This window comes from Sphingobium sp. MP9-4 (assembly GCF_005281675.1).
Taxonomy (GTDB): Bacteria; Pseudomonadota; Alphaproteobacteria; order Sphingomonadales; family Sphingomonadaceae; genus Sphingobium; species Sphingobium yanoikuyae.
The window spans coordinates 1-26,266 of sequence record NZ_LUFI01000059.1 but is presented as its reverse complement, the minus strand read 5'-3'; the positions used below and the strand labels follow the sequence as shown (position 1 = coordinate 26,266).

Below are 26,266 nucleotides of genomic sequence, written 5' to 3'. Positions count from 1 at the left end.
GCAGCATGCAGGATGAGATAACGGCCTCGGCCCAGGCACCCCGTCTCTCGGACGCGGAGTTCAAGGCAGCGCTTGCCGCTGTTCTTCCCCAGCTTCGTGCCTTTGCGCGCAGCCTGGCGGGTAACCGGGATACCGCGGACGATCTCGTCCAGGAGACGATGCTCAAGGCCTGGCGCGCGCGTGAGCGCTATGTCGCGGGCACGAATTTCCGGGCCTGGGCCTTCGTCATTCTGCGCAACCATTTTCTGAGCGAGATGCGGCGCAGACGGTTCGTCGGCGAATGGGACGAGCTCGTCGCTGATCGCGTCCTTGCAGCGCCCGCCGAACAGGAAAAGAGCGTCGAGCTGCGCGACATGATGCGCGCATTGATGCAATTGCCCGTGCCGCAGCGAGAGGCGCTGATCCTGGTTGGCGCGGGCGGCATCTCCTATGAGGAGACGGCCGAGATTATCGGGGTTGCTGTCGGGACGATCAAGAGCCGCGTCGCAAGGGCCCGGGGCGCGCTTGAAGCCCTGCTCAATGGTGGCAGTCTTGAAAATAATCGGGCTGAAGTCAGCACGCAGGACAATGTCGTGGTGAGCATCCTGGATTATCTGGAGTCGATCCGCGCGCAGCATGGGCTTGCCGCAAAGCCGTTCGACATCAGCCAGCTGGCGACTGCGGCCTGACTCTGGAGATGGTCTGAATTTGGGCGGGCCTGAATTTCGCTGGGGCCTGAATTTGATCATGACCCGAATTTGACTGTGGGACGACCGCCCGTCATTCCGTTTCGGCTGGCAGAGGGGAGGGCAGGCCATGATCTTGCGTCACCCCGACCAGGTCGAGCCATCGGATCGGCTTGGTTATGACGGGTGGGCCAGGGTCTGCGAGTCTGGCCTCTTCAGGGGAGCCGGTGATATAGATGACCGGAATATCGCCAAGGCGCGAACGGATCATCTTTACCGCGCCTGGCCCGCTTCCTTGCGGCAGAATGACGTCGGACGCGATGAGGTCGGGCTTGTGATCGAGCGCCTCACGGACGGCCTCGGCCTGTGTGGCGGCCACGGCGCAGCTGTCGGCGCCCAGTTCCTCCAGAAACATCTGGAGATGCATGGCAAGGATCGCTTCGTCTTCTATGATCAGGATATGCATAGGCCATCTCCTTCTCTCCTTTGGAGCGAATGGCGCCGATGGATGGATGGTTCCGTGTGCCTGCTCCATTCAGGACGAGCGGGGTGGTGGCTGCGTTGGCGGGAGGCGCTTCCTACCAGTGACGAACCCGCCCGGTGTCGACATGGACGAAATTGCTCTGCGGATAATAGCCTACGCCGCCTGCGCGCAGCGAGAGAGCCGCCTTGTGAAGGTTGGCGAGGCGCACATTTTTGAGCCTTATGTCCACGGCCTTGCCAAGCATATGCTGGCTCTTGGAGGCAACGCCCGATGAGCTGCGATGCAGCCTGCCATTGGTCCTGGGCGAGCGATAGCCCGAAATCAGGGTGAAATAGGCGCGCTTGTCGGCGCCGGTCGCTGCCTGGAGATGAACGAGTGCATCGAGCAGGCTCGTATCCATCCTGATCGTCTCGCCCGTTCGCCAGTCGCGCATGAAATGATTGAGCTCGGCGATGCCGTCCCGGCGGAAACGCCCGCCGGAAAAATAGCAGATGTCGATATGCTCGGAATTATGCAGGTTGCGAAAGGCAAGCCGTCTTTCCGGAATGGCTGCCCAGGCGGCGGCTGGAAACAACTGCGCCATGCCGCAGGCCGCGGTGCCAAACAGCACCGACCGTCGATCGAATATCATAAATGTCGTTGGTCCCGAACATGTTTCAGGGAGATAAAGGCCGCTCGCAAGCGTTGCCTATGTTCCTGTCATATAAGGTGTTTATGGCGACGTGAAAAGATCGGTTCCATGGCAATTTCGGATTTTGGCCTCGGTTGGTCTCATTTATGCGGCATCCGTGCAGGCCGCCGCACCTGCCAGGGATCAGACAGGCGCTCCGGCCAGCCTTCCGGCAGGCATCGATCCGGCCATATTCCAGGCCCAGGTCCAGCTTGACCGAGCGGGCTTTGCGCCGGGCATCATCGATGGAAGACATGGCCGCTTCTTCGTAGCCGCCCTCAAGGCCTTTCAGGATGCACGGGGCCTTGAACAAAGTGGCGTGCTGGATGCCGCGAGCCGCAAGGCACTGGCGAGCGAGCGGGCGCCCACGCTCATTCGCATGGTTCTAAGAGCGCAAGCGCTGGAAGCAACTTTCACGCCCGACATTCCCTCGAGGATCGTCGATCAGGCCTCGCTTCCCTTTCTTGGCTATCGCAACCTGCTCGAGAAGCTGTCCGAGCGCTTCCATACAAGCAGCGATACCCTTCTGCAGCTCAATCCCGGTCTCAAGACGCCCAGAGCGGAGATGGAATTGCTGCTGCCGGGACTGATCCCCTCTGATCGGGCCTATGATCCGGGCCTCCCGGCCCGGTGGCGGGACATGCTGTCGGATCTCAATATAAGTGCGAGCCAGCCCCGCGCAGCCAGGATCATCGTCAGCAAATCGCAAAGCGTGCTCAGGGTCCTTGACGCACAAGGCCGGCTCATTGCGCAATTCCCCGCGACGACGGGCAGCGATCATGATCCGCTGCCGCTGGGGCAATGGAAGGTCCGGACAACCGCCTTCATGCCCACCTACCATTATAACCCCGATCTCTTCTGGGACGCGGACAGCAGCGACCAGAAGGCGCAGCTGAGCGCAGGGCCCAACAATCCCGTGGGGGTCGTCTGGATCGATCTCGACAAGCCCCATTATGGCATCCACGGAACCCCCGAGCCCAGCCTGATCGGCCGTTCGCAAAGTCATGGCTGCATTCGCCTGAGCAATTGGGACGCAGCCCGTCTCGCCCAGATGCTGCAGGCCGACACACCCGCCGAATTTGTTGCCTGAGGGGCGTCGTCGTGCCTGTGGCGTCCGATCAATGGCAAGGCCGGGCCGATGCGCCGGAGCCTCGACCAGGGTCGCGCGTTGCAGGAAAGAGCTTGTAAGGAGAAATGCGTGCCCAAGTCCCTTTTCGCCCTTCCGATGGTCGCCATTGCCCTGACCCTGGCGGCTTGCGGCAGCCAGTCGGGCAGCGGAGACCGGGCCGACACGGCGTCGGCGCAGCGGCAAGCGCAGTGGAACGAGGACGCAGTCCATGATCTCAAGCAGGCCATTGACAGTCGCGCCGCGCATGGCCTCGACCATCTTTCCTTCGCCGTTGAAGGCGAGCCAGGAACAGGCGCCGGTCAGGACGCGCTTACCCGTAGCGCCCTGCGCTATGCCAGGGCGCTGGCTGGTGGCGCGAGCGACCCCAAGAAGCTCTATAAGGTCTATACATTGGGCGCCCCCAGGCCGGATCTCGAACGCGGGCTGAAAGACGCGCTGGCATCGGGCCAGCTGCGCGGCTGGCTCGATGGCCTTGCGCCGCAGGAGGAAGACTATCGCAATCTTTCCAGGGCCTATCTGGCGCTTGGGAAGCGGAGAAGCGATAGCGCAAAACCCATCCCGGACGCAGGAAAGCCGATCGATCCTGGAACATCCGACCGCCGCATGCCCGCGATCGAACGGCAGCTGGTGGCGTCGGGCTATCTGGATCGGGCCGGCAATGCCGGCGATCGCTACGCCGCACCACTGGTGCGCGCCGTCAAGCATATGCAGGTCGATTATGGCATCAAGCCCGATGGCGTGATCGGCGAAAAGGCCCTTGAAATCCTCAACCTGTCGGATGCCGATCGGGCCCAGGAAATCGCCGTTGCCATGGAGCGGATGCGGTGGCTTGACCGGGCGCCGGCCGGAACGCGGATCGACGTCAACCTCGCCGCCGCGCGCCTCACTTATTGGCGCGACGGGAAGATTGCCGACACGCGCAAGGTGGTGGTGGGCGAACCGGACACCGAAACGCCCCAGCTGGGGTCGCCCATCTATCGGCTGGTCGCCAATCCGACCTGGACGGTTCCTCGATCGATCCAGAACAAGGAGATCGCAGGCAAGGGCGCTAGCTACATGAAGCGCAACAACATGGTGTGGAAGGATGGCTGGATCGTCCAGCAGCCCGGTCCCGAAAACTCGCTGGGGCTGGTCAAGTTCGACATGAAGAACGACCATGAAATCTATCTTCATGATACGCCGGCCAAGCAGTTGTTCGCCGAGGTTCAGCGCCAGCGCAGCCATGGCTGTGTCCGGGTCGATGATGCGGTGGGTTTTGCCGAGAAGATCGCCCGGGAAGAAGGCATTCTGGATCAATGGAACAAGGCGCGCGCGACGGGCAAGGAAGGCTTTGTCGAACTGCCGCGGGAAATCCCGGTTCGCCTGTTCTATTCGACGATATTGTTCGATGATCAGGGGGCGCCCGTAATCCGGGCAGATCCTTATGGCTGGAATGATCGAGTGGCAGAGGCGCTTGGCTTTGGCCAGCGGCAGGGCTCCCGCCTTCGGGCCGGCGGCGATGATGTCGGACCCTGATGGGCTGCCGCGGCGGACGCGCGCAGACCGTGGGCGGCCTGTGCCCGGGGCGTGGCGGCAGCGGGCTGACAATGCGCTAGGGCTGCCCCACGCGGACCGAGGCAAGGCCCAGCCAGGTCGCCATGATGCTGAGCTCTTCGAGCAGGGCGTCATGAGCGTCCGGAGGGGCATCGGGCTCCAGATGCACCGAACGCGCGAGCAGTACCGAGGCCGCCCGATCCGCCTTCAGATCGACGCGGGCAACCAGGCGGTCGCCCAGGAGGAACGGCAATACATAATAGCCATATGTCCGTTTTTCGGCAGGCACATATATCTCGATGCGATAGCGCAAGCCGAACAAATGCTCAGTCCGGTCGCGTTCCCAGATGAGCGGGTCGAACGGCGCCAGCAGCGCTCGCGCATCGATGCGACGGGGCTGCCTCGCCTCGCGGTGGAGCCAGGCATGTCGCCATCCTTCCACTGCGACCGGGATCAATATGCCTTCCTGCGCCAGTTCCTCTATCGCGGCGCGCGCCTGTGCAGGGGGCTGGCGAAAATAGTCGCGCAGCTGCCTTTCAGTCGCGATGCCATGGGATCGCGCAGCCCGTTCGATCAAGGCCCGATGCGCGTCCGGCGCCGCGGGGGTCGGGATGGCCAATATGTCAGGTGGCAGGACATGGTCGGGCACATCATATACCCGCTCGAAACTGCCGCGCCGTGTTGCCGTCGTGATGTGCCCGGCCCAGAAGAGCCATTCCAATGCGCGCTTGGTATCGCTCCATTCCCACCAGCCCGACTGCCCCCTGTGGGTTTCGAAGTCCGATGTCGCCATCGCGCCTTCCGATCGGATGCGCGCCAGGAGCGCCATGGCTTGGGCGCGGCGTTCGGTGGCGAAGGGGCGCATGCCGGTCCATCCGGTTTCGCCGCGATCCGCGCTCTCCATCCGCCAGCGCAGCAACGGTTGCAGGTCGAACGGCAGCAGCGAGGCTTCGTGCGCCCAATATTCAAATAGCCGGCGCTGGCGCCTTGGTCCCCAGGCAAGTCGATCAAGATCGCTGCGGTCATAGGCCCCCAGCCGCGAAAATGCCGGGAGATAATGTGCCCGCGCCAGGACATTGACGCTGTCGATCTGATGCAGTTGCACGCGCTCGACCGTGCGGCGCAAATGGCTGATGCCGGCTGTTCCGGGGCGAGGGGCGGCAAAACCCTGGGCGGCCAGCGCAATACGTCGCGCCAGCGGCAGTCCGATCTTCTCTATCTTCATCGCTGACAAGGCTATGAAGGCGGACCGGACAATCGCAAGGCGATTTCGGTCATTTCAGACTGTCACGCGTCCGACTGTCAAAATCAGTGCCTGCACGCTTTTCATTCGTGCTTCAGGGTTGCGGCTCTTCGCCCCCGCCCAGGCTCGAGATTTCGGCACGCTGATCCGGACCGTGCGGTCATGCGCCATCCGTCGATGCCGGGCGCCTTCGATTTCGATCATCACCCGCGCACCGGTGTTGGCGCATTGCTCACTGGCCCGTCCGGCAATAGCTGGACGGGTCATTTTTTGGCGGGCGACGGCAGACTAAGTCGTATCTTCTGCCTGCTGAAATTCACTAGGTTGTTGATTTCCACTGAGAAGTGGCCCGGGCAGGGCGTAAATTTCCGCTGAGAATTGAATCTAAGAGGCACCAGCCAGAAATTTGTCGTTATGCTTGGCTTGGCTTGGCTTGGCTTGGCTTGCCTTGCCTATGCTCAGTTCATGCACGAGCCATCATCGAAGGGGGCGCGCAAAACGGCCCCGCAGTCATCGTCATATGTAAAAAAAACTTTGGGTACTTCGGGAGCTGGGCGGCTGGAAGTCCGAGGTTTTGGTCACGCGATATGAATAGCCCCTAGTTTTCTAGACGCCTTGAGCCATCAAAGCCTGCTGTCGTTCGAACTCTACGGGCGACAGCATCCCGTTCCTGACATGCTTGCGGATCGGGTTGTAGAACATCTCGATATAATCGAACACGTCCTGCCGGGCCTCCTTGCGTGTTTTATAGGTGCGTCGCCGGATGCGCTCGCGCTTGAGCAGATTGAAGAAGCTCTCAGCGACAGCATTATCGTGGCAGTTTCCCCGGCGGCTCATGGAGTGTTCCAGATTGTGAGCCCTGATGAAGGCGGCCCAGTCGATACTCGTGAACTGCGAGCCCTGGTCCGAATGGATGAGCACGCGGTTCTTCGGCTTACGCCGCCAGACCGCCATGTGCAGGGCCTGCAGGACGACATCGCTGGTCTGGCGGCTTTGCATCGACCAGCCCACCACGCGGCGGGAATACAGGTCGAGCACAACCGCCAGATAGGCGAAGCCTTCGATCGTGCGGATATAGGTGATGTCCGTCACCCAGACGCGATCGGCATGTGCCAGGTCGAATTGGCGATCCAGGGTGTTGGCAGCGGCGGCCGAAGGCCTTCCCCCTGAATTACCCGGACGTCGCTTATAACCAATCTGCGCCTTGATGCCTGCCAGGCTGGTCAGGCGCGCGACGCGGTTGGGACAGCAAGTCTCGCCCTGATCGAGTAGATCATCGTGCAGCTTACGGTAGCCATAGACCTTGCCGCTATCATTCGAGGCCTGTCGGATCAGCGCAGTCTGCCGGACATCTTCCTGTGCTCTGCGGCTCAGCGGACTCTTCTGCCAAGCATAAAAGCCGCTGGGCTGGATCGCAAGGCACCGGCACATCGCCCGAACCCCAAACTGGCCCTGATGCTCGGCAACAAAGGCGTATCTCACTTTGCATCTCTGGCGAAATACGCGGTGGCTTTTTTTAGGATGTCGCGCTCCTCCGTCATCCGGGCCAGATTGCGCTTCAACTGCCGGATCTCGGCATCCTTGGCACCGTCGCCCGACACCACCTTCCCGAACTGCTTCTTCCACGAATACAGCGAGTGCTGGCTGACGCCGAGACGCTCGGAAACCTCCGCTACGCGATGGCCCCGCTCCGTAATCTGAGCCACGGCATCACGCTTGAACTCATCGCTGAAATTGGCATTCGCCATCGTCGTCCCTTGTCATCAAAGTTAAGATAGAAGGCGTCCAGAAATCTAGGGGCCACTCACACGACTGCTGCGTGTCGGCATAGGCAAATGCAAGAGGGAGGGCATTTGCCGAGGATCAGTTATGGCCAGTCTGCGAGCTGACACCTGAAACTATGTTTGATGTGATCTACAGATAGCGGAGTGATTTTGTCCAAATTGGTCAAGCATATCCTTTTCACTTCGACGCATGAGCCGGGGTTGAAGGGCCGGTCGACGATGCGCTTACGAAAGCCAGGCCTCGGGGAGAGTTACCGATGTCTGCTTCTTATCGCCATGTCAGTGTGTCCACCGTAGGAATCCTTGCGGCCTCGGTCCTTGCCGATCCAACTACCGTTTTCGCGCAGGAGCAGGACGCTGTGGGGTCGCCTAACGGAGCAGAGATCGTGGTAACCGCGCAGCGGCGTGCGGAAGCATCGCGCGACGTGCCCATCAGCGTCACCAGTATCAGCAATGCGCAGTTGGAGACGGCGAATATCAATCAGCTGTCGGACACGACAAAAGTGACGCCGGGCCTCCGTTTCGACAGCCAGGGCTCTGCAGTCCAGCCAACCATTCGTGGTGTCGGTACGGCCATCACAACATCGGGCGGTGGCCCCAATGTCGGCATTTACAGTGACGGCTTTTTCCAGGCCAACACCTACGTGTCCGATTTTCAATTGATGAAGGTTAGCAGCATCCAGGTCCTCAAGGGACCTCAAGGGACATTGTTCGGCCGAAATACGACGGGTGGCGCCATTCTCGTCACCACGGCCGATCCGAGCACCGAAACCGGCGCAGAATTCCGTGTTCGCTATGGAAGGTTCGATACGCTCAATTCACAGGCATACGCGACATTCGGGATCACTGACCAGATCGCCATGGATGTGGAAGGTGTCTACAGTTACAGCAACGGCTTCCAGGCGAACATCCTCGACGGCGACGATCATGTCGGCCTCCGCCGCAGCTGGTCGGTGCGCACCGGCATCAAGGCGGACCTTAGTGAAGATGTCTCGGTGCTGGTTCGCTACACCCATTCACAAGTCAATGATCCGACGTCACAGCTGGTCAATGCTTTCGTCGACAAGGATGGTCATGCCGGTTTCTTCGACAAGCTATCGTCTGCAGGGAAGGCGATCTATGGCCGCAATAGTTCGGCGGGCCTGCCGCTGGTTTATTATTATGCGCCGGAGGGGAGCTATGCGACGGCACCGGGACAGATAGCGCTGAACACGCCCGTGAGTTTCAAGGCGAAATCAGATGCAATACAGGGAACGGTCAAGGCCGATCTGGGCTTCGCGGATCTCGTTTCCTACAGTCAGTACCGCCAAGACAAGACGCCTTATTATGGTGATCTGGACGCAACGGCGCTGCCGTTCTTCCAGATCAATGTCCCGGTCACAGACAAGAGCTATTCACAGGAGTTTTTGCTCACCTCCAAGCCTGGCGCGCGATTGCAGTGGACGGCGGGCGCCAACTACTTTCAGATCCGGGACACATGGGACGTCAATGCGTCTTTCGGAGGGGCTCCCTTCGGTGATTTCGGTGGTTCAAGCACGCTCACCAAATCCTATGCAGCCTTCGCCGATCTTACATATGAGGTCACGGACAGGATCTTTGTGACGGCCGGTGCACGGTACAGTCATGACGTGGTGACCGATGCCTATTTCAAGACGAACTTCACGACGACCCAATATGAAGGTCCGAATGGCGAGATGATTTCGGCAGCGAGCGTGCCGCCTGAGACCGAAATTCCGGTCGACGATCTTAAAAATGATAGCGTGACGCCTCGCTTCGTTCTGCGTTTCAAGCCGACCCAGGAATCCAGCACCTATGTCTCCTACACGCGGGGCTACAAAGCGGGCATCCTCAACGTCGGGGGACTGTCACAGCAGCCGGTTCGCCCCGAAAAGATCAATGCCTATGAGGTTGGCTACAAATATGACGACCATCGCCTCGCGATCGATCTCGCGGGTTACTATTATGATTACAAGGATCTCCAGGTTTCCAGCTATCAGAATGGGGCGGCCCAGATCCGCAACGCTGCGTCGTCGGAGATTTATGGGCTTGAAGTGCAACTTCGCTACAAGTTAAGTGATGCCTTCAACATAAGCGGGGGAGCGGCATGGACGCATGCCCGCTACAAATCGTTCACCAACGCCCCTTATTACACCTACTGCGACCCTGCCGCCGGTGCGGCGGATCCCTTATTCTGTGCAAGTGGCGCGGGAACGCTTACCCAGACAACGACCGACGCGTCGGGCCTGCATATGCAGCGCGCACCCGAGTTTACATTCAACCTGGGTGCGAGCTACGGGCTGGAGGTCGCCAAGGGCAAGCTGCTTCTGTCCGGTAATCTATACTTTTCCAGCGATTTCTATTTTGATCCCGCCGAGCAGTTCCGTCAGGGCGCCTACGAAGTGTTGTCACTGCGTGCGGAGTGGACGGACCCCAGTGATCGCTTTTCGATTGCGCTGTTCGGGGACAATGTCACGGGCAAGCGCTATCAGACTCAGGTGCTCTTTAATACGCTGGGCATTGGCAGCGTATGGAATAGCCCGGCGACCTATGGTGTTCAGTTTGGAGCAAAATTCTGACGCTCAATCGATTAGGATGGACTGTGGACTCGGTCCTCCTACTGCAAGGAGCGCGAAGCTGACGCCAAATGTGAACAGCGAATAGAGCCGGTCGGCCGATCCCATCTGTGCTACGGTAAGGAGAACTGGCTCAAGAGGATGACTAATGGCCTCCGTAACGCTCTCGGCAACTCCAAATGGCAATGGCTATCAGGCGACGCTGAAATATTCGAATGGTACCTCGTTCAGCTCTGCTGAGGTCTACCCAAGCATCGAGGAAGCCATCAGTATGGCGGCGCTGAAACTTTTGCGAATGCCGGATCGCCTCGAGGCGTTCGATCGCGAAGCGGGAGCGGGTGTCGACGTTCGATCCAACGTCGTCGAGCTGATTCCGCGCCGTCACGACGCGGCGACTTCGGATGCTTGAGGCGGTTCGGCTCACTTGACTCTTCCATCGGCCAGACCGTTTTTTCGGGCTTTGGCTTTGCGGAAGGCCTCACTGCCAAATCTTCGCTGCAAATGGGCGGCTACGCTGACGGCGTAGGCTGATTGTCGAGCATGGTTGGGACGGTGATAGATGCCCACCGCTAGCCAATAATCTCGAAACGCTACCAACCCGGTCATGAAAATCCATTTCGTGACATCGACGTTGAAGCAGGTGTCATGCTGCAGCCAGTAGGCAACTTCTGTCTCCAGTGCGGCCAATTTCCCTGACGAGGATGGCGAGGTCTATTACATGACCCTTCTCTTCCTTCTATTCCTATCCGGCGCTGGTGATCTGGCGGTCGACAGATCTGATCAACTGGCAGCACGTCGGGCCGGCGCTGCACCAGCCGCTAGATGCGATCTGGGCGTCGATCTGGTCAAGCACGAGGGCTGCTATTTCATCTATATCCCGGCCGATCCGACCGGAAAGGTTGGTCCATCTATGTGATCTGGGCAGACCGGATCGAGGGGCCGTGGAGTGCGCCCATCGACCTCAAGATCGACGGCTGCATCGATCCGGGGCATGTCGTGGGCGAGGATGGGCGCCGCTATCTGTTCACCGACGGTATCCGCAAGATCCGGCTGAGTGACGATTGGAGTTTCCATCCGCCGGCCGCGGATGAGGCGGCGCGGGCGCTATGGCGACAGGCGGCTGCTACTGACGGGTCGGGGCACGTCGCCGGCCGACTCCGCGCCGTTGACCTGCATCGTCGGGGATCGATCCTATGAGGCGGAGCTGTCCTTCGACCTTGCCGGCGATGCCGACGGGGGCTGCTGCTCTTCTATAATCACAAGGCCTTTTTCGGGCTGGGCTTCACGCCGGGCACGCTCAAGCTGTTCGAATATTCGGAAGAGTTGAACTGGGCGCGCACGCCGCTGAACGCGCGTTCGCTGCGGCTGCGGCTGCGCAATGAGGAGAACGTCGTGACGCTCTTCTATTCGCAGGATGAGGGGCGCAGCTGGACCCGCCATGACAGTCGCATGGGGGGCGGGCATGCACCATAATGTATTCGGTGGTTTCCTCTGCCTGCGGCTGGGCATTTATGCGGCCGGCAGCGGCGAGGTCGTACTGCGCGACTTCCGGTACCAGGACAATCTGTCGCCGACGGTCGAAAGCCGAATTCCGAGCAGGGGTTAATGTCTACTGATGCCGGAGTATCGGATCGGCAGGCCGGAAGGGGGCATAGCATCAGGGGCGCCGATCGCCTGAAATTGTCGGAATTCGTCAAGTCGGGTCGATAGCCCGATGCGATAGCTCTCCGCCATACAGTGGAGAGAAAAGATGGACGCTGAGTTTCAGGCTGTCGTCGACCATCATGCGATCCGCGCATGCCTTGCCCGGCTTGCACGCGGTGAAGATCGGCGCGATGCAACGCTGATCCGCCAATGCTGGTGGCCGCAGGCGCGGTTCGACTATGGTGTCTATAGCGGTGACTTCGAGGCCTATCTGGCTTGGGTGGTCCCGGGGGCGGAGGCGATTGCGAACACGCAGCATCTTCTCGGTCAGTCCCATGTCGAGATCGAGGGAGATCAGGCGCGGGCCGAGACCCATGTCCTGTCATATCATCGGGTCATCATCGAAGGCGAGGCCCGCGACACCTGCATCGGCGGGCGATATCTGGATTTGCTGGCAAAGCGCGAGGGCGTCTGGCGGATTGCCGAGCGGACCATGCTTTATGATTGGGAGCAGGACTGGGGCGCTGCGGCCGACTGGACGTCCGGGGTCATGGGCTATCCATTCACGGCAGGCCATTTCACAGGCCGGGCGCATGGAGATTTCAGCCTGGCCTGGTTTGCAGGAAAGTCTGCGTGAGCGCGCCGCTTGCCGGTAAGGTTGCATTGGTAACCGGGGCCAGTCGCGGCATCGGGAAGGGCATTGCACTTGTGCTCGCGGAGCAAGGCGCCACCGTCTATGTGACGGGACGTACGCTTAGAGAAGGCGACTATTATCTGCCCGGTAGTGTCGGCGGGACTGCTCTGGCCTGTTCCGAGCGGGGGAAAGCCAGTGGGGGCACCGGTGTCGCTGTGGCCTGCGATCATGCAGACCCGACGGCGGTCGCCGCATTATTCGCCAGGATCGAGGAAGAGGCCGGACGCCTGGACATTCTGGTCAACAATGCCTTCTCCCTGTCCGACGATCTGCTCGAGCCGAAGGGCTTTTGGGAGAAGCCGCTTTCGAACCTTGAGATGTGGAATGTTGGGGTACATTCCAACTATGTGGCCGCCTGGCATGCTGCGCGCCTCATGGTTCCCCGCAACTCTGGGCTGATCGTTGCGATCTCGGGTTTTGCCGCAGTCACATATACTTATGGAGTGGTCTTCGGCACGTCTAAGTCGGCAGTCGATCGCATGGCTCGTGACATGGCGATCGAGCTTGCACCCCATGGTGTGGCCTCGCTCACGCTGTGGCAGGGGCTGACCCTGACGGAGAAAGCGCGTGATAATCTCGCGCGGATGGGCGACCAGATGACGACGTCGATCACCACCATGCATGCCAGCTCGGTCGAGCATCCAGGCCGTGTGATCGCGGCGCTTGCCTGCGATCCTGACGTCATGAACCGCTCGGGCGGCGAGTTCATCACTGCCGAACTGGCCCAGCATTATGGTCTGACCGATGTTGATGGGAGCGTCATTGCCTCGGCGCGTGAGAGCCGGGGGAGCCCTGTCTGGCGACCGGTCGCCGATCTTGGAATCCATGGGCGCTGAAGCGCTGCAGAGAGGAGACCTCAACAGATGCGATCGACATCCGAAAGTTTGAAGGGACGGGTCGCCCTGGTGACCGGTGCAAGTCGCGGGATAGGAAAGGGTATCGCCTGCGCCCTCGCAGACCATGGCGCGACCGTCTACGTGACCGGCCGAACTGTCGAGGCCGGGCAGCATGCCTTGCCCGGGACGCTCGACGAAACGGTTGCGCAGGTCAATGCCCGCGGGGGCAGGGGCGTAGCGGTCCCGATGGACATATTGGACGATGGCCAGATTGCTGCCTTGTTCGAACGGATCGCGCGGGATGAGACGCGCCTGGACATCCTCGTGAACAACGCGATCGCTATTCCCGTGGCCATGACACAGCCGGTGGGATTCTGGGAAAAGCCGCTCGAGGCGTGGGAGATCTGGGACACAGGTCTGCGCGCCGCTTTCATTGCAGCCTGGCACGCTGCCCGCATCATGGTACCCCAGAAGTCCGGGTTGATCGCTGCGCTCTCCGGCTATGTCGGTGTCACCTACACATATGATGTGGTCTTTGGCACGACCAAGGCCGCAACCGATCGAATGATGCGCGACATGGGGCATGAGTTGCGAGACACGGGTGTCACGGCGCTATCGCTGTGGCAGGGCTTTACGCTGACGGAGCGGGCGCGGGAGAATCTCTCGACCGTCCCTGGTATGGCAACCCAGCTCAACAGTGCAGCAGGGTCTTCGCCCGAGTTTCCTGGACGCGTGATCGCAGCGCTGGCGTGCGACCCTGGTCTGCACGCGCGCTCGGGTGGCAGCTTCATCAATGCCGAATTGGCGGCGGAATTCGGCATCGTCGACATTGACGGTCGGACCATAGCCTCACTGCGCGAGATCCGGGGGGCGCCCCTCTGGTCGCCGGGAGACACGAGCTGGAGATTACAATGACGGATCGCAGGTTTGACGGTCGGGTCGCCGTCGTGACAGGCGGCGCTCGCGGCCTTGGCCTTGCCTATGCCCAATTGCTTGCGAGCCTGGGCGCAAGGGTGCTGATCAACGACAATGGCAGTTCTGTCGCGGGCAGCGGTTCTGATGACGGACCCGCTGAAGAGGCCGCGCGCGGGTTGCGGGCCGCCGGTTACGACGCCGCGGCATGCACGCAGAGCGTTGCGACTCCCGAGGGCGGCAATGCCATCATCGAGGCCGCCCTCGATCATTTCGGCAAGGTCGACATCCTGATCCACAATGCCGGCAACAATCGATATGGTGCGCTGGAAACGCTCAGCTACGAGGACTTCCGGGCTGTTCTCGATGTTCACCTTCTCGGCGCCTTTCATGTCGCACGACCAGCGTTCGAACATATGGTTCGGGGCAGCTATGGGCGGGTCGTCCTGACGGGCTCGATCGGCGGCCTCTATTCCATGGCGGGCGTTGCCAACTATGCAGTGTCCAAGTCCGGGATGATAGGGCTCAACAATATCATCGCGATCGAAGGCGCGACCCATGGCATCAAATCGAACCTCATCCTTCCCGGTGCGGTCACCCGAATGGCCGAAGGCCTCGACATATCACAGTATCCGCCCATGGGGCCGGACCTCGTGGCACCGGTTGTCGGCTGGCTGGCCCATGAGAGCTGCTCTGTGACGGGTGAAATGTATGTTTCCATGGGCGGACGTGTAGCCCGTGCCTTCATCACGGAGACGAAGGGCAAATATCGGCCGACCTGGACGATCGATCAGGTGGCCCAAGATATCGATGCCATCGGGAGCAGGGATGAACTGTGGACCTTCCACCCGGCAGAGGGCGGATTTGCCGAACATATGGCGCGCAGCTTCGCTCTCGTGAAGGCAGAGGCAGTCGGCTGACGGTCATCGGCCGTTTGAAATGCGGGTGGATGCAAGGTGGGAGCACGAATGACCCGGCATATTTTCCTGGACGATCCGGCTCTTTCCGTTTCTCGGGGCAAGCCTCTCTCGGCAGAGCCGGGCATGGGGGCTTTGACGCTTGGCGGCTTTCTCGAAGAGGTGGTTGCCCGCTACGGTGAGCGCGAAGCGCTGGTGCAAAGCCGCATTGCTGGCAGTATCGAGCGCTGGACCTATACCGACCTTCACGCTCGATCGCGCGCAGTCGCCAAATCCCTGATCGCGCTTGGGCTGGGGAAGGGCGAGCGTGTCGCAATTCTCATGACCAACCGCGCCGAGTTTCTCAGTTCGGTTTTCGGGACGTTGCTGGCTGGCGGCGTTGCAGCACCGATCGGGACATTTTCGACCCAGGACGAGCTTGCCTATCTGCTCAGTCTGTCCGGCTGCTCGCATCTCCTGTTCGAACCAGCCGTGCTCAAGAAGAATTTCCTTTCGACGCTCTGGAGGATCGATCCGACCATCGAAAACCAGACGCCCGAATGCTTTCAGTCGGATCATCTACCGTTTCTTCAGTCCATAGCGATGCTCGGACAGCCTTCGCAGGGGGCGGTTCGGGGCTGGGATGATTTTCTCGACCTTGGCAGGGCGGTCAGCGATACCCGGCTCGCGGCCCGGGCTGCGTCCGTGACGCCTGCCGATCCGGCCGTTCTCTTCTTTTCGTCCGGATCGACAGCCAGGCCTAAGGCGATCCTCTCCGCGCACCAGGGGGTAGCCACACAGATGTGGCGGATGGGGCGGCAGCAGGGGCTCGATGATGGGGTTCGCAGCTGGACGGCCAATGGCTTTTTCTGGTCCGGCAACTTCGCGATGATCGTTGGTGGCACCCTGGCGATGGGCGGCACCCTCATCCTTCAAAGTACGTTCGACCCCGTCGAAGCCCTGGAGCTCATGCAGACGCATCGCGTCAGCTTCCCTTTCGCATGGCCGCATCAATGGGAACAGTTGGGGCAGGCGTCGAATTGGAACGACGTCGATCTTTCGTCGCTCAAATATGTCGACCAGAGCTGCCGGCTGGCCAGCCACCCGACCGTGCGCACGCATTGGCTGGAGCCCCGTCACTGCTATGGCAACACCGAGACATTCACCTTGAGCGCTGCCTATCCTGCGATGACCTCGCGCGATGCGGCGGGCGATAGCCATGGCGTTCCGCTGCCGGGGAATGTCATCAAGATTGTCGATCCGGTCTCGGGACAGACGCTGCCGCTTGGAGAAGCAGGCGAAATAGCTCTCAAGGGTCCAACCTTGATGTTGGGTTATCTAGGCACGCCACTATGGCAGACGGTCGATGAAAATGGATATTTTCGCACGGGTGACAGTGGTCATTTGGATGCTGAAGGCCGGTTACATTGGCACGGACGTCTCAATGACATCATCAAGACTGGGGGCGCGAACGTTTCCCCGCTCGAAATTGACGAGGCGCTTCGCGCGTTACCGGAAATTCGGATTAGCCAGACTGTAGGCGTCCCGCATGATAGCCTGGGCGAGGTGGTGGTGGCCTGTGTCGTTCTCCATGAGGGAAATCTGCTCGATGAGGCGAGCGTGCGGGCGTCGCTTCGCGCGAAGCTGGCGAGCTACAAGGTCCCGCGGCATGTCCTGTGTTTTGAAGAATCCGAGATTGGCATGACGGGAACTTCGAAAGTGAAGTCGGCCGACTTGCGACGACTTGCTATAATGCGGCTCGAGGGAAGCGGGGCATGATCCCGATGCACCTGCACGCCCGGTACGAGCCGGACAAAATTCCTCGCCGACGACCTCACGATGGATGAGTTGAGCGAGCGTCTGGGCGAGGCCGGCAAGGATCGCCTTACATTCAGGGGGCCATCTTCTTTGACGACTGGAACAAATATCCAGGCCGATCTCGTCGATGCGTCAGGATTGCCTTACAGCACCCGCATCGGGCGCGGCATTCTCTACGGGGTGCATGGCAAAACCCGTTGGCAGGCTTTGCCGGACCTCAAGCTGAGCGCTGCCGCCTTTCTTAACGACAGGTATCTTACGAGACCCGAGCCTGAGTTTCGCACCGGCTAGTCCCGGACGCTGCCCAACATCACCTGCGACGGTAGCCGCGTGGCTGCCGAGTGGCGCCGCGTGTTGCCCTCGGGGGCGACGGTGACCGGCAAAGCTTCTTTTCGCTATGTAGGAAAATCACGGCTCGGCGACGGCAGCCTATTGGACATATCTCAAGGCAATTGTTCCGATGCGAATGCCGGGATTCACATCAGTCGAGCGTTTTGGACTGTCGCTGGATATGGAGGACATCGGCGTCGTGAAGGGAAATAGTTTCGCCTTCGGCAATCCCTTCCAATTCGCAAATCGCGATCAGGTCACACCCTTGCGTCCAAGGACATTCCGGTTTGGCATCGATGCGCGATTCTGAAGAAGGGTAGCGAAAAGCAGTGTGGCCCGTGCGCAACCCAGGAGCGGAGGCGGCTCTTTCCTCGGAGACTTACGTACCGGATTGGATCAGTTCCGATTTGATGGCCGGACTACGTGCAGGACAGGGCAATAAGGCATCGCCCACGCGTTCAATCTTCCCGAGCACACACCTAATTTCCGGGAAAAACGGGCCATTCGACCGTCCGCAAGGCGAGCCCGGATGTCGTGCATCGCGTCCGCATTCCTAAAAAGGGCACTTAATATCGAGATAATGTTAGACGAATCATGTATTATCTACTATTGAGTGTTCTCAAGAGGGGTGCCTCCCCTCATTTTGGCGCGGCCTGCGGGTCGCGCCTTTTTTTGTCTTTCGGTCTGGGAGCTCACGAAATGAGGGCTTGGCTGCCATTGCCCGCCCTTTTAATAGGCTACCCAATAATCATATTGTCTTGACTTGGTGGCCCATAAGACAAATAAAAGTGGCCTCTTTTGAGGGCGTGAACCGGACCCGACAGAGAGTGTGCGCAGGGAAAACTCCCTGCACCATTGATAATGATATAAGATTACATTGGGAGAGAGGGCATGAAGAGACATGTGCTGAGTCTGCTCGTCACGAGCGCGGCAAGCGTCTGTGGAATGAACGCGGCCTATGCGCAGGAGGAAGCCGAGCAGCGTTCCAGCGCATCGCCGTCGCCGGGCGACATCATTGTGACGGCCCGTCGTGTCGAGGAGCGGCTTCAGGATGTTCCGGTTTCCATCACCGTCTTCGACCAGCAGGCGCTCGACAGGCAGAATGTCTTTTCTGCGAAGGATCTCGCCACTTACACGCCATCACTGACGGCAAACAGCCGTTATGGCGCTGACTTTGCTTCATTCGCCATTCGCGGCTTCACCCAGGAAGCGCGTACGACAACTTCGGTCGGCGTATATTTCGCAGATGCTGTCGTGCCGCGCTCTTCTCCCCTCAGTGCCTCGGGTGATGGCGCCGGCCCCGGTCAATTGTTCGACCTGCAAAGCGTCCAGGTTCTCAAGGGGCCACAAGGCACGCTGTTCGGTCGTAATACAACGGGCGGTGCGGTCGTCCTGACGCCGACCAAGCCGACGTATAAATATGAAGGCTATATCGAAGGTGGATATGGCAATTATGATATGAAGCGTGTTCAGGCCGTTCTGAACGTTCCGGTCAGCGATACTTTCCGTCTCCGGTTCGGTGTCGATTCCCAGGATCGTGACGGCTATCTCCGCAATATTTCCGGGGTCGGTCCTGGCCATTTTGCGGATATCGGCTACATCGCCGCGCGGATCAGCGCCGTGGCTGACCTGACGCCGGATCTCGAAAACTACACGGTGCTGTCCTATACCCGTTCGAAGACGAACGGCGCCGCCTCAAAGACGACCGACTGCTATGCTGGCAATGCCGCTTCGGTCGGAACCAGCGGGCCCAATGTGCTGAGTTGTCAGCAAATCCAGCGCGATCGTGACGCGGGCGATCTCACCGTCACGAACTGGCTGCCATGGGCCTATCAGAAGCTCGAGACGTGGCAGATCATCAACTCGCTGACTTGGCAGGCCTCAGACAATCTCACCATCAAGAACATCAACAGCTACGGCCAGGTGGTGCAGGATCAGGCCATCGATTTGTTCGGTGTCTTTGTTCCGCTCGGTAACACGTTGACGCTGCCGACCAACACGGCGCCCTATTCGCGCACGGTGACCGTGCCCGGCCAATATGTCGGGCAGGGCTGGGGAAGCGACACGTCGATATCGCCGCCCGGGCTGCACAGCGGTCAGCAGGAAACATTCACCGAAGAGTTGCAATTCCAGGGAACGGCCGGTGATGGTGCGCTCAACTGGCAAGCCGGCTTCTATTATGAGCGGAGCCTGCCACTGGGCCGGTCTGGTTCCCAGGCGATGAACGGCGTTCTGTGCGACAGTGAGGAGGAGTGGGCGAACTTTACCTGCACCGATGCCTCGGCGGTTACCGGGGCAGCGACGGCAACGGGCAGCCGCGTCTATAATGTCGGCGAGGTCGCGTTCCGCAATATCGCTGTCTACACGCAAGCCAGCTACAAGCTCACCTCGAAGCTGACCTTGGACGCCGGCCTGCGATATACGTGGGACAAGACGACGGGAAGCTCGACGAACATGGTCGTTGGCTATTCGGCGGCGACGGGCTGGAACATGCCGACCTTCAGCTGCACCAACCCGGCACTGACCTATGGTGGCTCGCCGGGAACCTGCATGGAGCGTTATAGCCAGAATTCGAAGGCACCCACATGGATCGTCGGCCTGAACTACAAGCCGATCGATGATATCATGCTCTACGCTAAATATTCACGCGGCTATCGCCAGGGCTCGGTGAGTCCGTTGGCGGCGGTTGGCTTCAAGACCTATGAGCCCGAGAAGGTTGACGTCTACGAAGGCGGCATCAAAACGACGTTCCGAGGTCCTCTGCCGGGCTATTTCAATCTGTCGGGCTTCTACAATAACTTCCAGGATATGCAGCTGCAGGTCTCGTTCGTCGACACCAACGGCATCGCGCCCAACCTCCCATCTGGTCCTGCGATCGTGAACGCGGGCAAATCGCGCATCTGGGGCCTGGAGGCTGAGGCGATGATCAAGCCTTTCGATGGGCTGACGTTGCAGGCGAGCTATGCCTATCTCAATACCAAGCTGCTCCGCTTCATCCAGCCGGATCTGTCGACCCAGCCAGTGGGCGGCTATAATCTGGTGGCAAGCACGCCGGTCCAGGGGAGCCGGCTGCAGTTCACGCCGGATCATAAATTGTCGCTGACTGCCAACTATCAGCTGCCCTTGCCCGACAGGATCGGTGCGATCAGCCTTGGCGCGACCTATGTCTACACCGGATCGGTTTATTATGGGCGGGACGCGTCGCTTCCGAACCGGGTCTACAGCATCTTCGATCCCTCGGATGCCAATTACGACACGCAGGTCGCGCCGCATTATAGCCTGGCAAACTTCAACCTGAACTGGGACAGGATCATGGATAGCGCCGTGGACCTGTCGCTTTTCATCAACAATGCCTTCGACAAGCGCTATTATGATGCCCGTAGCCTCTCGGGCAGCCGGGGCTTCACCTCGCGCTATTATGGCGAACCGCGCATGTATGGTGCCAAGCTGCGCTACAGCTTCTGATGCCAAGGCAGCCGGCCCCATACGGGGCCGGCTGCTCGCTTCAGTTCTTCCTTTGCTGGACAGGAGGAATAAGCTGCATTTCCGGCACGGTGCTTTTTTGACCGTGGCTTCATCGATGCAGGCGCAGCACTCAAGTATGCCTCGGGGAGACAGATCCTGAAGTTCAGCCCGGCCGAACGCTACAATCCGTTGCTCTTCCTGACGCCGCCTTAGCCGGAGATTTGCGTCGGTGACCATGGTCATCCGCACGCGCTGGAAGAGGGGGCAAAAAGTAAGAGCGGCTGGTAATAGCTTTTTCGTCGCTTGGTCGTGAGCAAGCGTGAACGCCATGCATTTCGGTCGGGCTTTCCTTGGCGACCGGTACGCTGCGGGCGGGAAGGCTCTCCGGCGCAGAGCTAAAAACGTCGATCATGTGATCGGCCGTTGGCCTCGCGCTACTGACTTACTTCACAGGTTGGCGGCGTCCATCTTGGGTGCTTCGTAGTTGCCATCCTCCCCGGGGTAGCGAAGCAACTTATCGAAACGACCATCGGCCTTTGCAAGCGACCAGATGAGGCTTTGACCAGCAGGCAGCACGTCGGATTCCATGGCAAACACCGAAGATGCAAAAGCCGTCTTTGCATCGATAAGCTGCCAACCTCGAGCACGGAACATCGAGAGCATGTCATCAAGGAAAAGGCCCGTTGTCAGGCGATGGTGGAGAAGGATCGTATGATCGATCGAATGCCCGAAAATTGACTGTGCCACGCCATCATAGAAGTTGGCGCGTTCCCAGATGTGGTCGAGGTAGAAGCGCTTGTAAGGATCGATCGGAACCGATGGGTCGGCTTTCAGTCGGGCTTTGAGCCGGTTTATCGATGTACCAGTCGGATGTGTCGATTGTCACATGGGCGTTCGCAAATTCACGCTGCTTCAAGAGCATTCGCATCCGGTCCCGGCCTTCCCGGCTCTTGCCTTCGGCCAGGTAGGGGAACCGAAACAATCTTCGAAAGCTGGGATATTCTGAGAGGAGCGGCTCGCACTTCATGATGTCTGCCACGAGCGCATCCGGGTTGTTTCCGCTGAAATATGAATGCGAGAAGCCGTGATTGCCGATGATATGGTCCGCATTGGACCATGCAGAAAGAACGCGCTTGCTCAGGCTGTCGTTTACATATTTGCCCGCGACGAAGCCACCTGCCTTGATTTTGTGACGGTTCAGAGCTGCGCGGATTGCTGCGTCTCGTTCCTCACCGCTCATCAAAGGCGTGTCCGACAGATCGAAATCGTCAATCGTGACGGCAATGGCTGGGGCACGTCTGGCCCTTGCTACACCTCGCGAGGGGGGGGGGGGCAGCCATGACTCCAAGAGCGGCAAAGCTCGCGAGCAAGGATCGTCGATTGGTGCAAAGGCGCATGCCGTTTTATGCGGTCACGATCCAGCGATGGCAACGAGCGTAGTGGATTGGTTGGAAGCGGGCTGCGCGAAGATACGCCAACTGAAAGAATATATAGGAATCTCGAGCATCCGTCGCGCGAACCTCCAGGCATCAAGGCGCGGAGTGCATCGCTCAGCCGTGTGGCGCGCCCGACTGTTCCTAGTATTCTGGCTCATCGCGCCATTCGGGATAGGCGCCTAGGCTGAAGATAAGGGCCCCGCTGATGAGAGAGACGATTGCGCCGACAACAAGAAGAAGCGTGTAGCTGCCAAAACGATCGTAGGAGAGGCCGGCCGCAACCGGACCAATGGCAGAGGCGAGAGCGATCATGCTCGTCATGAAACCGAAAACTGCGCCGTAATTCTTCATGCCAGCATAGCGTGCAGTCAGATATCCACAGAGCTGAATTTTCGTACCGGCTGCATAGCCGCTGATGATGATGCCTATTGTAATGAGGGTCGAGCTTCCGACGCCTTCGAGGAGAAGCGGATAGGCGATGGCGGTGGACGCCAATGTGATCCCTCCAACCCAGCGAGCATGATATTTGTCGATGAGGGAGCCCGTGATCAGCTTGCCCGCGATGCCGGCCAGGCCAGCCAAGCTTGCCAGCCATGCAGCCTTGGTCCGTGAAGCGCCTGCCTCCAGCAAGATGGGGAACTGATGCACCAGAATGGCGATCGTAACTGTGAGAATGAGGAAGGTCGCGATAGTGACGCGCCAGAGTTCCGAACTGCGCCACGCTTGACGGATAGAAAGGCCGGGCATGGCCGCACGCAGTTCAGACAGGCTTTTCTCGCTGATGCCCTCCTTGTTGCCCCGCGCGCCCTTAAGTCGGGCGTCGAACAGGAAGAGGCTACTCAGGATGAGGGCTACGCCACCCCAGCCGAACGCAAGGTAAAGATAAGCTGCGCGCCAGCCCTGCGACATTATCAGCCAGTTGGTCAGCGGTGGCACGATCACCTGAGCCAATGCCGTGCCGGATAAGGTAAGACCCAATGCCAGTCCGCGTCCTGCCTGAAACGCACCGGCAACGGCCGTGGACCATGTTGTCGAATGAATGGCGAGAGCAGCGAAACCCCACAGGATCCAAAGGATCGTCCATTGGGTCACGGAGCCGTTGGTCAGTGCAAAACTGGCGGTGGCTAGCATTGTCAGGACAAGGCCGGGCAGCGCAAGGCGTCGGGCGCCCAGACGGTCGAGGAGATAACCGAAGAGGGGGGAGCCCAGCATGCCGATAATCCCGGCGATGGATATGCCGATCGACAACAGGGTTCGGCTCCAGCCAAACTCCTTGGACAGCGGACCCATGAAAATCCCGGCGGCCGGGGTCATGAATGACATGAAGGAGAAGCCGACTGCGGCTGTCAGGACAAGCCGCCAATTCGCTTTCCATTCCTGCCTCTTGGATGCCGGCCGCTGCTCCACATCATCTCTCCTCGCTGTGGGCCGTCCGCATTTTTTGGCGGATCGACCGGTCATTTCATATTGAGTATACTGTAATCGGAGCATTCGTATGGATTGTCGGCAGGTTTAAGGAAAACAGTCTATTCTTTATCGTGAGATGATCGCTGGCGCGATTGTGGCCATTTAGTGTGACAGCGCAATCGCTTCCATCAGGAAGGGCTCCGACGTGGCGCCCAGAAGAGAGAATGCTTCCCGGTCGCCGAGCACTTCGCGCAGAAGTCGGACATCCTTGGCAAGCAGTTTGGCACCGTGCGCAAATTCCGAAGGCGCGCTCAGGCGCGCGGCCACGTCAAAGCCAAAGCTGCGGCCGCTGCTGACCTTGATGAGTTCCGTCAAAGCCGGCCGGTCGAGACCGATCGCAGTGCCGATGGCGAGCGCTTCATATCCCAGGGCCACATGGGCAGCCATCAGAGAGTTGTTGACCAGCTTGGCCAACTGACCTGCACCAACATCGCCGATATGGACCATGAGGCCAGAAAAGGTTTCCAGCACAGGTCGAACTGCTGCGATGGCCTCCTTGGTGCCACCCATCATGACGGTCAGTGTTCGCGATGCCGCACCCTGTCCACCGCCACTTACGGGCGCATCAACGAGCAGAATATCCCTTTCGGCGGCCGTTCGAGCGATGTCGACGCAGGTGTCGGGATGAATGGTGGAATGGATCACAAGCCGGCTGCCTGGACGCATCGAGGGTATCAGGCGCTCGGCGACATCGCGAACGCCAGCATCATCGACGACGCAAATGCCGATATGATCGGCCAGCTCGCCCATCTCCTCAACCGTGTCGACATAGGTCGCTGCGGTGTCATGATAGGGCGTGAGTGACTCCTTGCGGCGCGCCCACAATGTGAGGGGATAACCTTCCTCGACCATCCTGCGCGCCATCGCGCCACCCTGACTGCCCAACCCTATGAAGCCGGTCCGCACATCCTTTTGCGCCATCATTCCCTCGGTTTCCATGTTCTGATTTATCTGAGCGACTTGCTCAATCAGTGTAGGAGAGGCCTTTTGCGATCCGATCTGCCTGCTGCATGACGACGCCTTGCACGAAGGATGCTCGCGGCCAGCCTGCATGGACGGCATATTGAAGGACAAATTCGTAAAGCTCGTCCACGGTCGCGTTGCCGCTCGCCATGGCCGACCAGATATGGGAGTGGATCGGCGTATGCGCCGAGGAGTTGGCCACGCCCACAAGCGTGAGCCAGCGGCGGGAACGTTGATCCAGCCCGGGCCTGTTCCACATCTCGCCGAAGACGAAATTCAAGATGCCTCCTTCAAAATAGGCGGTTCTTGGGGGAGGGCTGCCAAACTTCATATGGTAGCGGAAGCTCGCGCCGCCTTCATCATGACGCTGATCGGGATCCCAGGGATTTTCCCTGATCGGCGGCCAGGCTTCAGAGGAAAGACCAAGCGCCTGGGCCGCCTGCGTGATGGCATCATCGAGCAGCGCCCCATAGGTCCATCCCGAATATACGGAGACATGCAGCGCGGCTTCTCGAAGTTCGGGTAAGGTGAGTTCCTGGTTGGAGAGCGCACCGCGTGCATAGCCGAGCACGGCGTCGCGATCGCTCTCGTTTGCCGCACTGCTCATGGCGATCAGATAGCGGGAGCGAAGGTCCAGTCCTGGACGTGTCCAGATCTCAGCGAAGATATAATCCCGCCACGACGCCTGGACGAGGGTTTCGGGCTCGCGCTCCGCCTGGGCCAGCAAGCTTGCTTGCTTGCTTGCGCCGCGTTCTTGCCGCTCGATCGGATCAAGGAGTGCCATTGGTTGAAATCCTGCAAGTCTGTAGGGCGGGGTTGACCGGATCAGGCCGCGCGGATGGCATCGAGAACCTTCTCGGCATGTTCTCGCCTGCAGATGAGGAGGTCCGGCATATAGGTGTCTTCCTGATTGTAGATCAGGGGAGCTCCGTCGATACGCGAAGCATGGAGGCCGTGCGCGAGGGCCACAGCCGCTGGCGCACAGCTGTCCCATTCATATTGCCCGCCTGAGTGTAGGTAGATATCTGCCTGGCCAAGGATTACCGCCATGGCCTTGGCCCCGGCAGAGCCCATCGGAACCAGTTCGGCATCGATCTTTTCCGCGACAGCGACGGCTTCTGGTGCTGGGCGGGTCCGCGAGACAACCATGCGCAGTTTCGCAGGAGGCGGCGGCACGGCCTGGGACCGGTCTGTGCGGATAACAATCCCACCGTCCAGCCCGGGTAAGGCGACCGCGCCTACTGCCGGCACGCCATTGATGGAGAGTCCGACATGAACTGCCCAGTCCGAGCGCTCTTCACCATATTCCCTGGTGCCGTCGACCGGATCGATGATCCAGACCCGGCTCTGATTGAGCCGCTCGCTATTATCCTTTTCCTCTTCTGACAGGAGGCCATCGTCCGGCCGCGCTTCGCGCAAGGCATGCACGAGAAACTGGTTGGCGGTCTGGTCGCCGGCCTTGCCGAGCGCCTTTGGGCTGAAGAGGCCAGAGGCACGGACGTTGCAAAGTATCTGTCCCGCGCAGTGCGCAAGATGCGCCGCGAGATCAGCATCATTAAGCTGCGTGGCGTCGACTTTCGAACTTGTCATCTGGGGCCTCACTTGAGCGGCATGATCTTGCGGATGATATGCTCGGCGGCCTCTTCCGGCGTCATCTCGACGGTGTTGACCCGTATCTCGGGGCTGGTGGGCGCCTCATAGGGACTGTCGATGCCGGTGAAGTT

Annotated in this window: 29 protein-coding genes; 17 read left to right on the top strand and 12 right to left on the bottom strand. The window is 59.9% G+C overall.

The window, feature by feature from the left end; all coding sequences use genetic code 11:
• Nucleotides 1–5 precede the first annotated feature (5 nt).
• Nucleotides 6–668, top strand: a complete 663-nt coding sequence (locus A0U87_RS18440; RefSeq protein ID WP_137405857.1) for a sigma-70 family RNA polymerase sigma factor — start codon at nt 6–8, stop codon at nt 666–668.
• A 91-nt stretch (nt 669–759) separates the two neighbouring features.
• Here the strand turns inward: A0U87_RS18440 and A0U87_RS18435 are convergent, their stop codons facing one another.
• Together A0U87_RS18435 and A0U87_RS18430 are read right to left on the bottom strand one after the other, a co-directional pair.
• The gene (locus A0U87_RS18435; RefSeq protein ID WP_137405856.1) at nt 760–1,131 is read right to left on the bottom strand and encodes a response regulator; all 372 of its coding nucleotides are present in this window, start codon (nt 1,129–1,131) and stop codon (nt 760–762) included.
• A 112-nt stretch (nt 1,132–1,243) separates the two neighbouring features.
• Nucleotides 1,244–1,759, bottom strand: a complete 516-nt coding sequence (locus A0U87_RS18430) for a DUF882 domain-containing protein (protein ID WP_240700598.1) — start codon at nt 1,757–1,759, stop codon at nt 1,244–1,246.
• 178 nt (nt 1,760–1,937) lie between these two features.
• Here A0U87_RS18430 and A0U87_RS18425 point away from each other — a divergent pair, with 178 nt between their 5' ends.
• The gene (locus A0U87_RS18425) at nt 1,938–2,909 is read left to right on the top strand and encodes a L,D-transpeptidase family protein (protein WP_170978426.1); all 972 of its coding nucleotides are present in this window, start codon (nt 1,938–1,940) and stop codon (nt 2,907–2,909) included.
• Between the two features lie 135 nt (nt 2,910–3,044).
• On the top strand, nt 3,045–4,463 hold the full coding sequence (locus A0U87_RS18420; RefSeq protein WP_137405870.1) for a L,D-transpeptidase family protein: 1,419 nt from the start codon (nt 3,045–3,047) through the stop codon (nt 4,461–4,463).
• Nucleotides 4,464–4,539: 76 nt separating this feature from the next.
• Here the strand turns inward: A0U87_RS18420 and A0U87_RS18415 are convergent, their stop codons facing one another.
• On the bottom strand, nt 4,540–5,706 hold the full coding sequence (locus A0U87_RS18415) for a crosslink repair DNA glycosylase YcaQ family protein (protein ID WP_137405853.1): 1,167 nt from the start codon (nt 5,704–5,706) through the stop codon (nt 4,540–4,542).
• Between the two features lie 180 nt (nt 5,707–5,886).
• Here A0U87_RS18415 and A0U87_RS18410 point away from each other — a divergent pair, with 180 nt between their 5' ends.
• Nucleotides 5,887–6,099, top strand: coding sequence for a hypothetical protein (locus A0U87_RS18410; RefSeq protein ID WP_137405852.1), 213 nt, complete (start codon nt 5,887–5,889; stop codon nt 6,097–6,099).
• 231 nt (nt 6,100–6,330) lie between these two features.
• Here the strand turns inward: A0U87_RS18410 and A0U87_RS18405 are convergent.
• Nucleotides 6,331–7,472 (bottom strand): IS3 family transposase gene (locus A0U87_RS18405; RefSeq protein ID WP_137405851.1). Its coding sequence is split into 2 segments (ribosomal slippage): nt 6,331–7,232 and nt 7,232–7,472, totalling 1,143 coding nucleotides; the frame shifts between segments, so codons are not numbered across the junction.
• Between the two features lie 293 nt (nt 7,473–7,765).
• Between A0U87_RS18405 and A0U87_RS18400 the strand changes: the two genes are divergently transcribed.
• Nucleotides 7,766–10,084 (top strand): TonB-dependent receptor, encoded by a 2,319-nt coding sequence (locus A0U87_RS18400; RefSeq protein WP_137405850.1) that lies wholly within the window; start codon nt 7,766–7,768, stop codon nt 10,082–10,084.
• A 145-nt stretch (nt 10,085–10,229) separates the two neighbouring features.
• On the top strand, nt 10,230–10,490 hold the full coding sequence (locus A0U87_RS26270) for a hypothetical protein (protein ID WP_170978424.1): 261 nt from the start codon (nt 10,230–10,232) through the stop codon (nt 10,488–10,490).
• A gap of 11 nt (nt 10,491–10,501) precedes the next feature.
• On the opposite strand, the gene A0U87_RS18390 is transcribed toward A0U87_RS26270, so the two are convergent.
• Nucleotides 10,502–10,768: a lytic transglycosylase domain-containing protein gene (locus A0U87_RS18390; RefSeq protein WP_137405849.1), complete on the bottom strand. Its 267-nt coding sequence runs from the start codon at nt 10,766–10,768 to the stop codon at nt 10,502–10,504.
• A 31-nt stretch (nt 10,769–10,799) separates the two neighbouring features.
• On the opposite strand from A0U87_RS18390, the gene A0U87_RS26825 reads away from it, so the two are divergent.
• The 11 genes from A0U87_RS26825 (at nt 10,800) to A0U87_RS18350 (ending at nt 20,676) form a co-directional block, all read left to right on the top strand.
• Nucleotides 10,800–10,997, top strand: coding sequence for a hypothetical protein (locus A0U87_RS26825; RefSeq protein ID WP_240700597.1), 198 nt, complete (start codon nt 10,800–10,802; stop codon nt 10,995–10,997).
• The gene (locus A0U87_RS26820) at nt 10,994–11,278 is read left to right on the top strand and encodes a family 43 glycosylhydrolase (protein ID WP_240700596.1); all 285 of its coding nucleotides are present in this window, start codon (nt 10,994–10,996) and stop codon (nt 11,276–11,278) included. Before A0U87_RS26825 ends, A0U87_RS26820 begins: the two co-directional genes overlap by 4 nt.
• A 126-nt stretch (nt 11,279–11,404) precedes the next feature.
• Entirely contained in the window at nt 11,405–11,554 is a 150-nt protein-coding gene (locus A0U87_RS26815; RefSeq protein ID WP_240700595.1) for a hypothetical protein, read from the top strand.
• On the top strand, nt 11,544–11,687 hold the full coding sequence (locus A0U87_RS26810) for a hypothetical protein (protein WP_240700594.1): 144 nt from the start codon (nt 11,544–11,546) through the stop codon (nt 11,685–11,687). The genes A0U87_RS26815 and A0U87_RS26810 overlap by 11 nt, the downstream gene beginning before the upstream one ends.
• A 144-nt stretch (nt 11,688–11,831) precedes the next feature.
• Nucleotides 11,832–12,362, top strand: a complete 531-nt coding sequence (locus tag A0U87_RS18380; RefSeq protein ID WP_137405848.1) for a nuclear transport factor 2 family protein — start codon at nt 11,832–11,834, stop codon at nt 12,360–12,362.
• On the top strand, nt 12,359–13,255 hold the full coding sequence (locus A0U87_RS18375; protein ID WP_137405847.1) for an SDR family NAD(P)-dependent oxidoreductase: 897 nt from the start codon (nt 12,359–12,361) through the stop codon (nt 13,253–13,255). The genes A0U87_RS18380 and A0U87_RS18375 overlap by 4 nt, the downstream gene beginning before the upstream one ends.
• 27 nt (nt 13,256–13,282) lie before the next feature.
• Nucleotides 13,283–14,170, top strand: coding sequence for an SDR family NAD(P)-dependent oxidoreductase (locus A0U87_RS18370; RefSeq protein WP_137405846.1), 888 nt, complete (start codon nt 13,283–13,285; stop codon nt 14,168–14,170).
• Entirely contained in the window at nt 14,167–15,087 is a 921-nt protein-coding gene (locus tag A0U87_RS18365; RefSeq protein ID WP_137405845.1) for an SDR family NAD(P)-dependent oxidoreductase, read from the top strand. Before A0U87_RS18370 ends, A0U87_RS18365 begins: the two co-directional genes overlap by 4 nt.
• Nucleotides 15,088–15,135: 48 nt before the next feature.
• Nucleotides 15,136–16,842 carry a class I adenylate-forming enzyme family protein gene (locus A0U87_RS18360; RefSeq protein ID WP_137405844.1) on the top strand — a complete coding sequence of 569 codons (1,707 nt, stop codon included), beginning with the start codon at nt 15,136–15,138 and terminating at the stop codon, nt 16,840–16,842.
• 69 nt (nt 16,843–16,911) lie between these two features.
• Complete coding sequence (locus A0U87_RS18355; protein WP_206366615.1) at nt 16,912–17,172, top strand: hypothetical protein; 261 nt, start codon at nt 16,912–16,914, stop codon at nt 17,170–17,172.
• Nucleotides 17,173–18,114: 942 nt separating this feature from the next.
• Entirely contained in the window at nt 18,115–20,676 is a 2,562-nt protein-coding gene (locus tag A0U87_RS18350; protein ID WP_170978425.1) for a TonB-dependent receptor, read from the top strand.
• A gap of 447 nt (nt 20,677–21,123) precedes the next feature.
• Here A0U87_RS18350 and A0U87_RS26480 read toward each other — a convergent pair whose 3' ends face one another.
• From A0U87_RS26480 to A0U87_RS18320, 7 genes are all read right to left on the bottom strand, one after another.
• Nucleotides 21,124–21,423 carry a hypothetical protein gene (locus A0U87_RS26480; protein ID WP_206366614.1) on the bottom strand — a complete coding sequence of 100 codons (300 nt, stop codon included), beginning with the start codon at nt 21,421–21,423 and terminating at the stop codon, nt 21,124–21,126.
• Between the two features lie 4 nt (nt 21,424–21,427).
• Complete coding sequence (locus A0U87_RS26475) at nt 21,428–21,916, bottom strand: polysaccharide deacetylase family protein (RefSeq protein WP_240700593.1); 489 nt, start codon at nt 21,914–21,916, stop codon at nt 21,428–21,430.
• Between the two features lie 337 nt (nt 21,917–22,253).
• Nucleotides 22,254–23,519, bottom strand: coding sequence for an MFS transporter (locus tag A0U87_RS18340; protein WP_240700592.1), 1,266 nt, complete (start codon nt 23,517–23,519; stop codon nt 22,254–22,256).
• A gap of 162 nt (nt 23,520–23,681) precedes the next feature.
• Nucleotides 23,682–24,503: an NAD(P)-dependent oxidoreductase gene (locus tag A0U87_RS18335; RefSeq protein WP_240700591.1), complete on the bottom strand. Its 822-nt coding sequence runs from the start codon at nt 24,501–24,503 to the stop codon at nt 23,682–23,684.
• A 40-nt stretch (nt 24,504–24,543) separates the two neighbouring features.
• A complete protein-coding gene (locus A0U87_RS18330) occupies nt 24,544–25,326 on the bottom strand; it encodes a carboxymuconolactone decarboxylase family protein (RefSeq protein WP_137405840.1) in 783 nt (260 codons plus the stop codon).
• A 41-nt stretch (nt 25,327–25,367) separates the two neighbouring features.
• Complete coding sequence (locus A0U87_RS18325; RefSeq protein WP_137405839.1) at nt 25,368–26,132, bottom strand: 3'(2'),5'-bisphosphate nucleotidase CysQ; 765 nt, start codon at nt 26,130–26,132, stop codon at nt 25,368–25,370.
• Between the two features lie 8 nt (nt 26,133–26,140).
• Nucleotides 26,141–26,266, bottom strand: a 126-nt coding sequence (locus tag A0U87_RS18320; RefSeq protein WP_137405224.1) for an adenylyl-sulfate kinase, incomplete at its 5' end; no start/stop codon positions are given.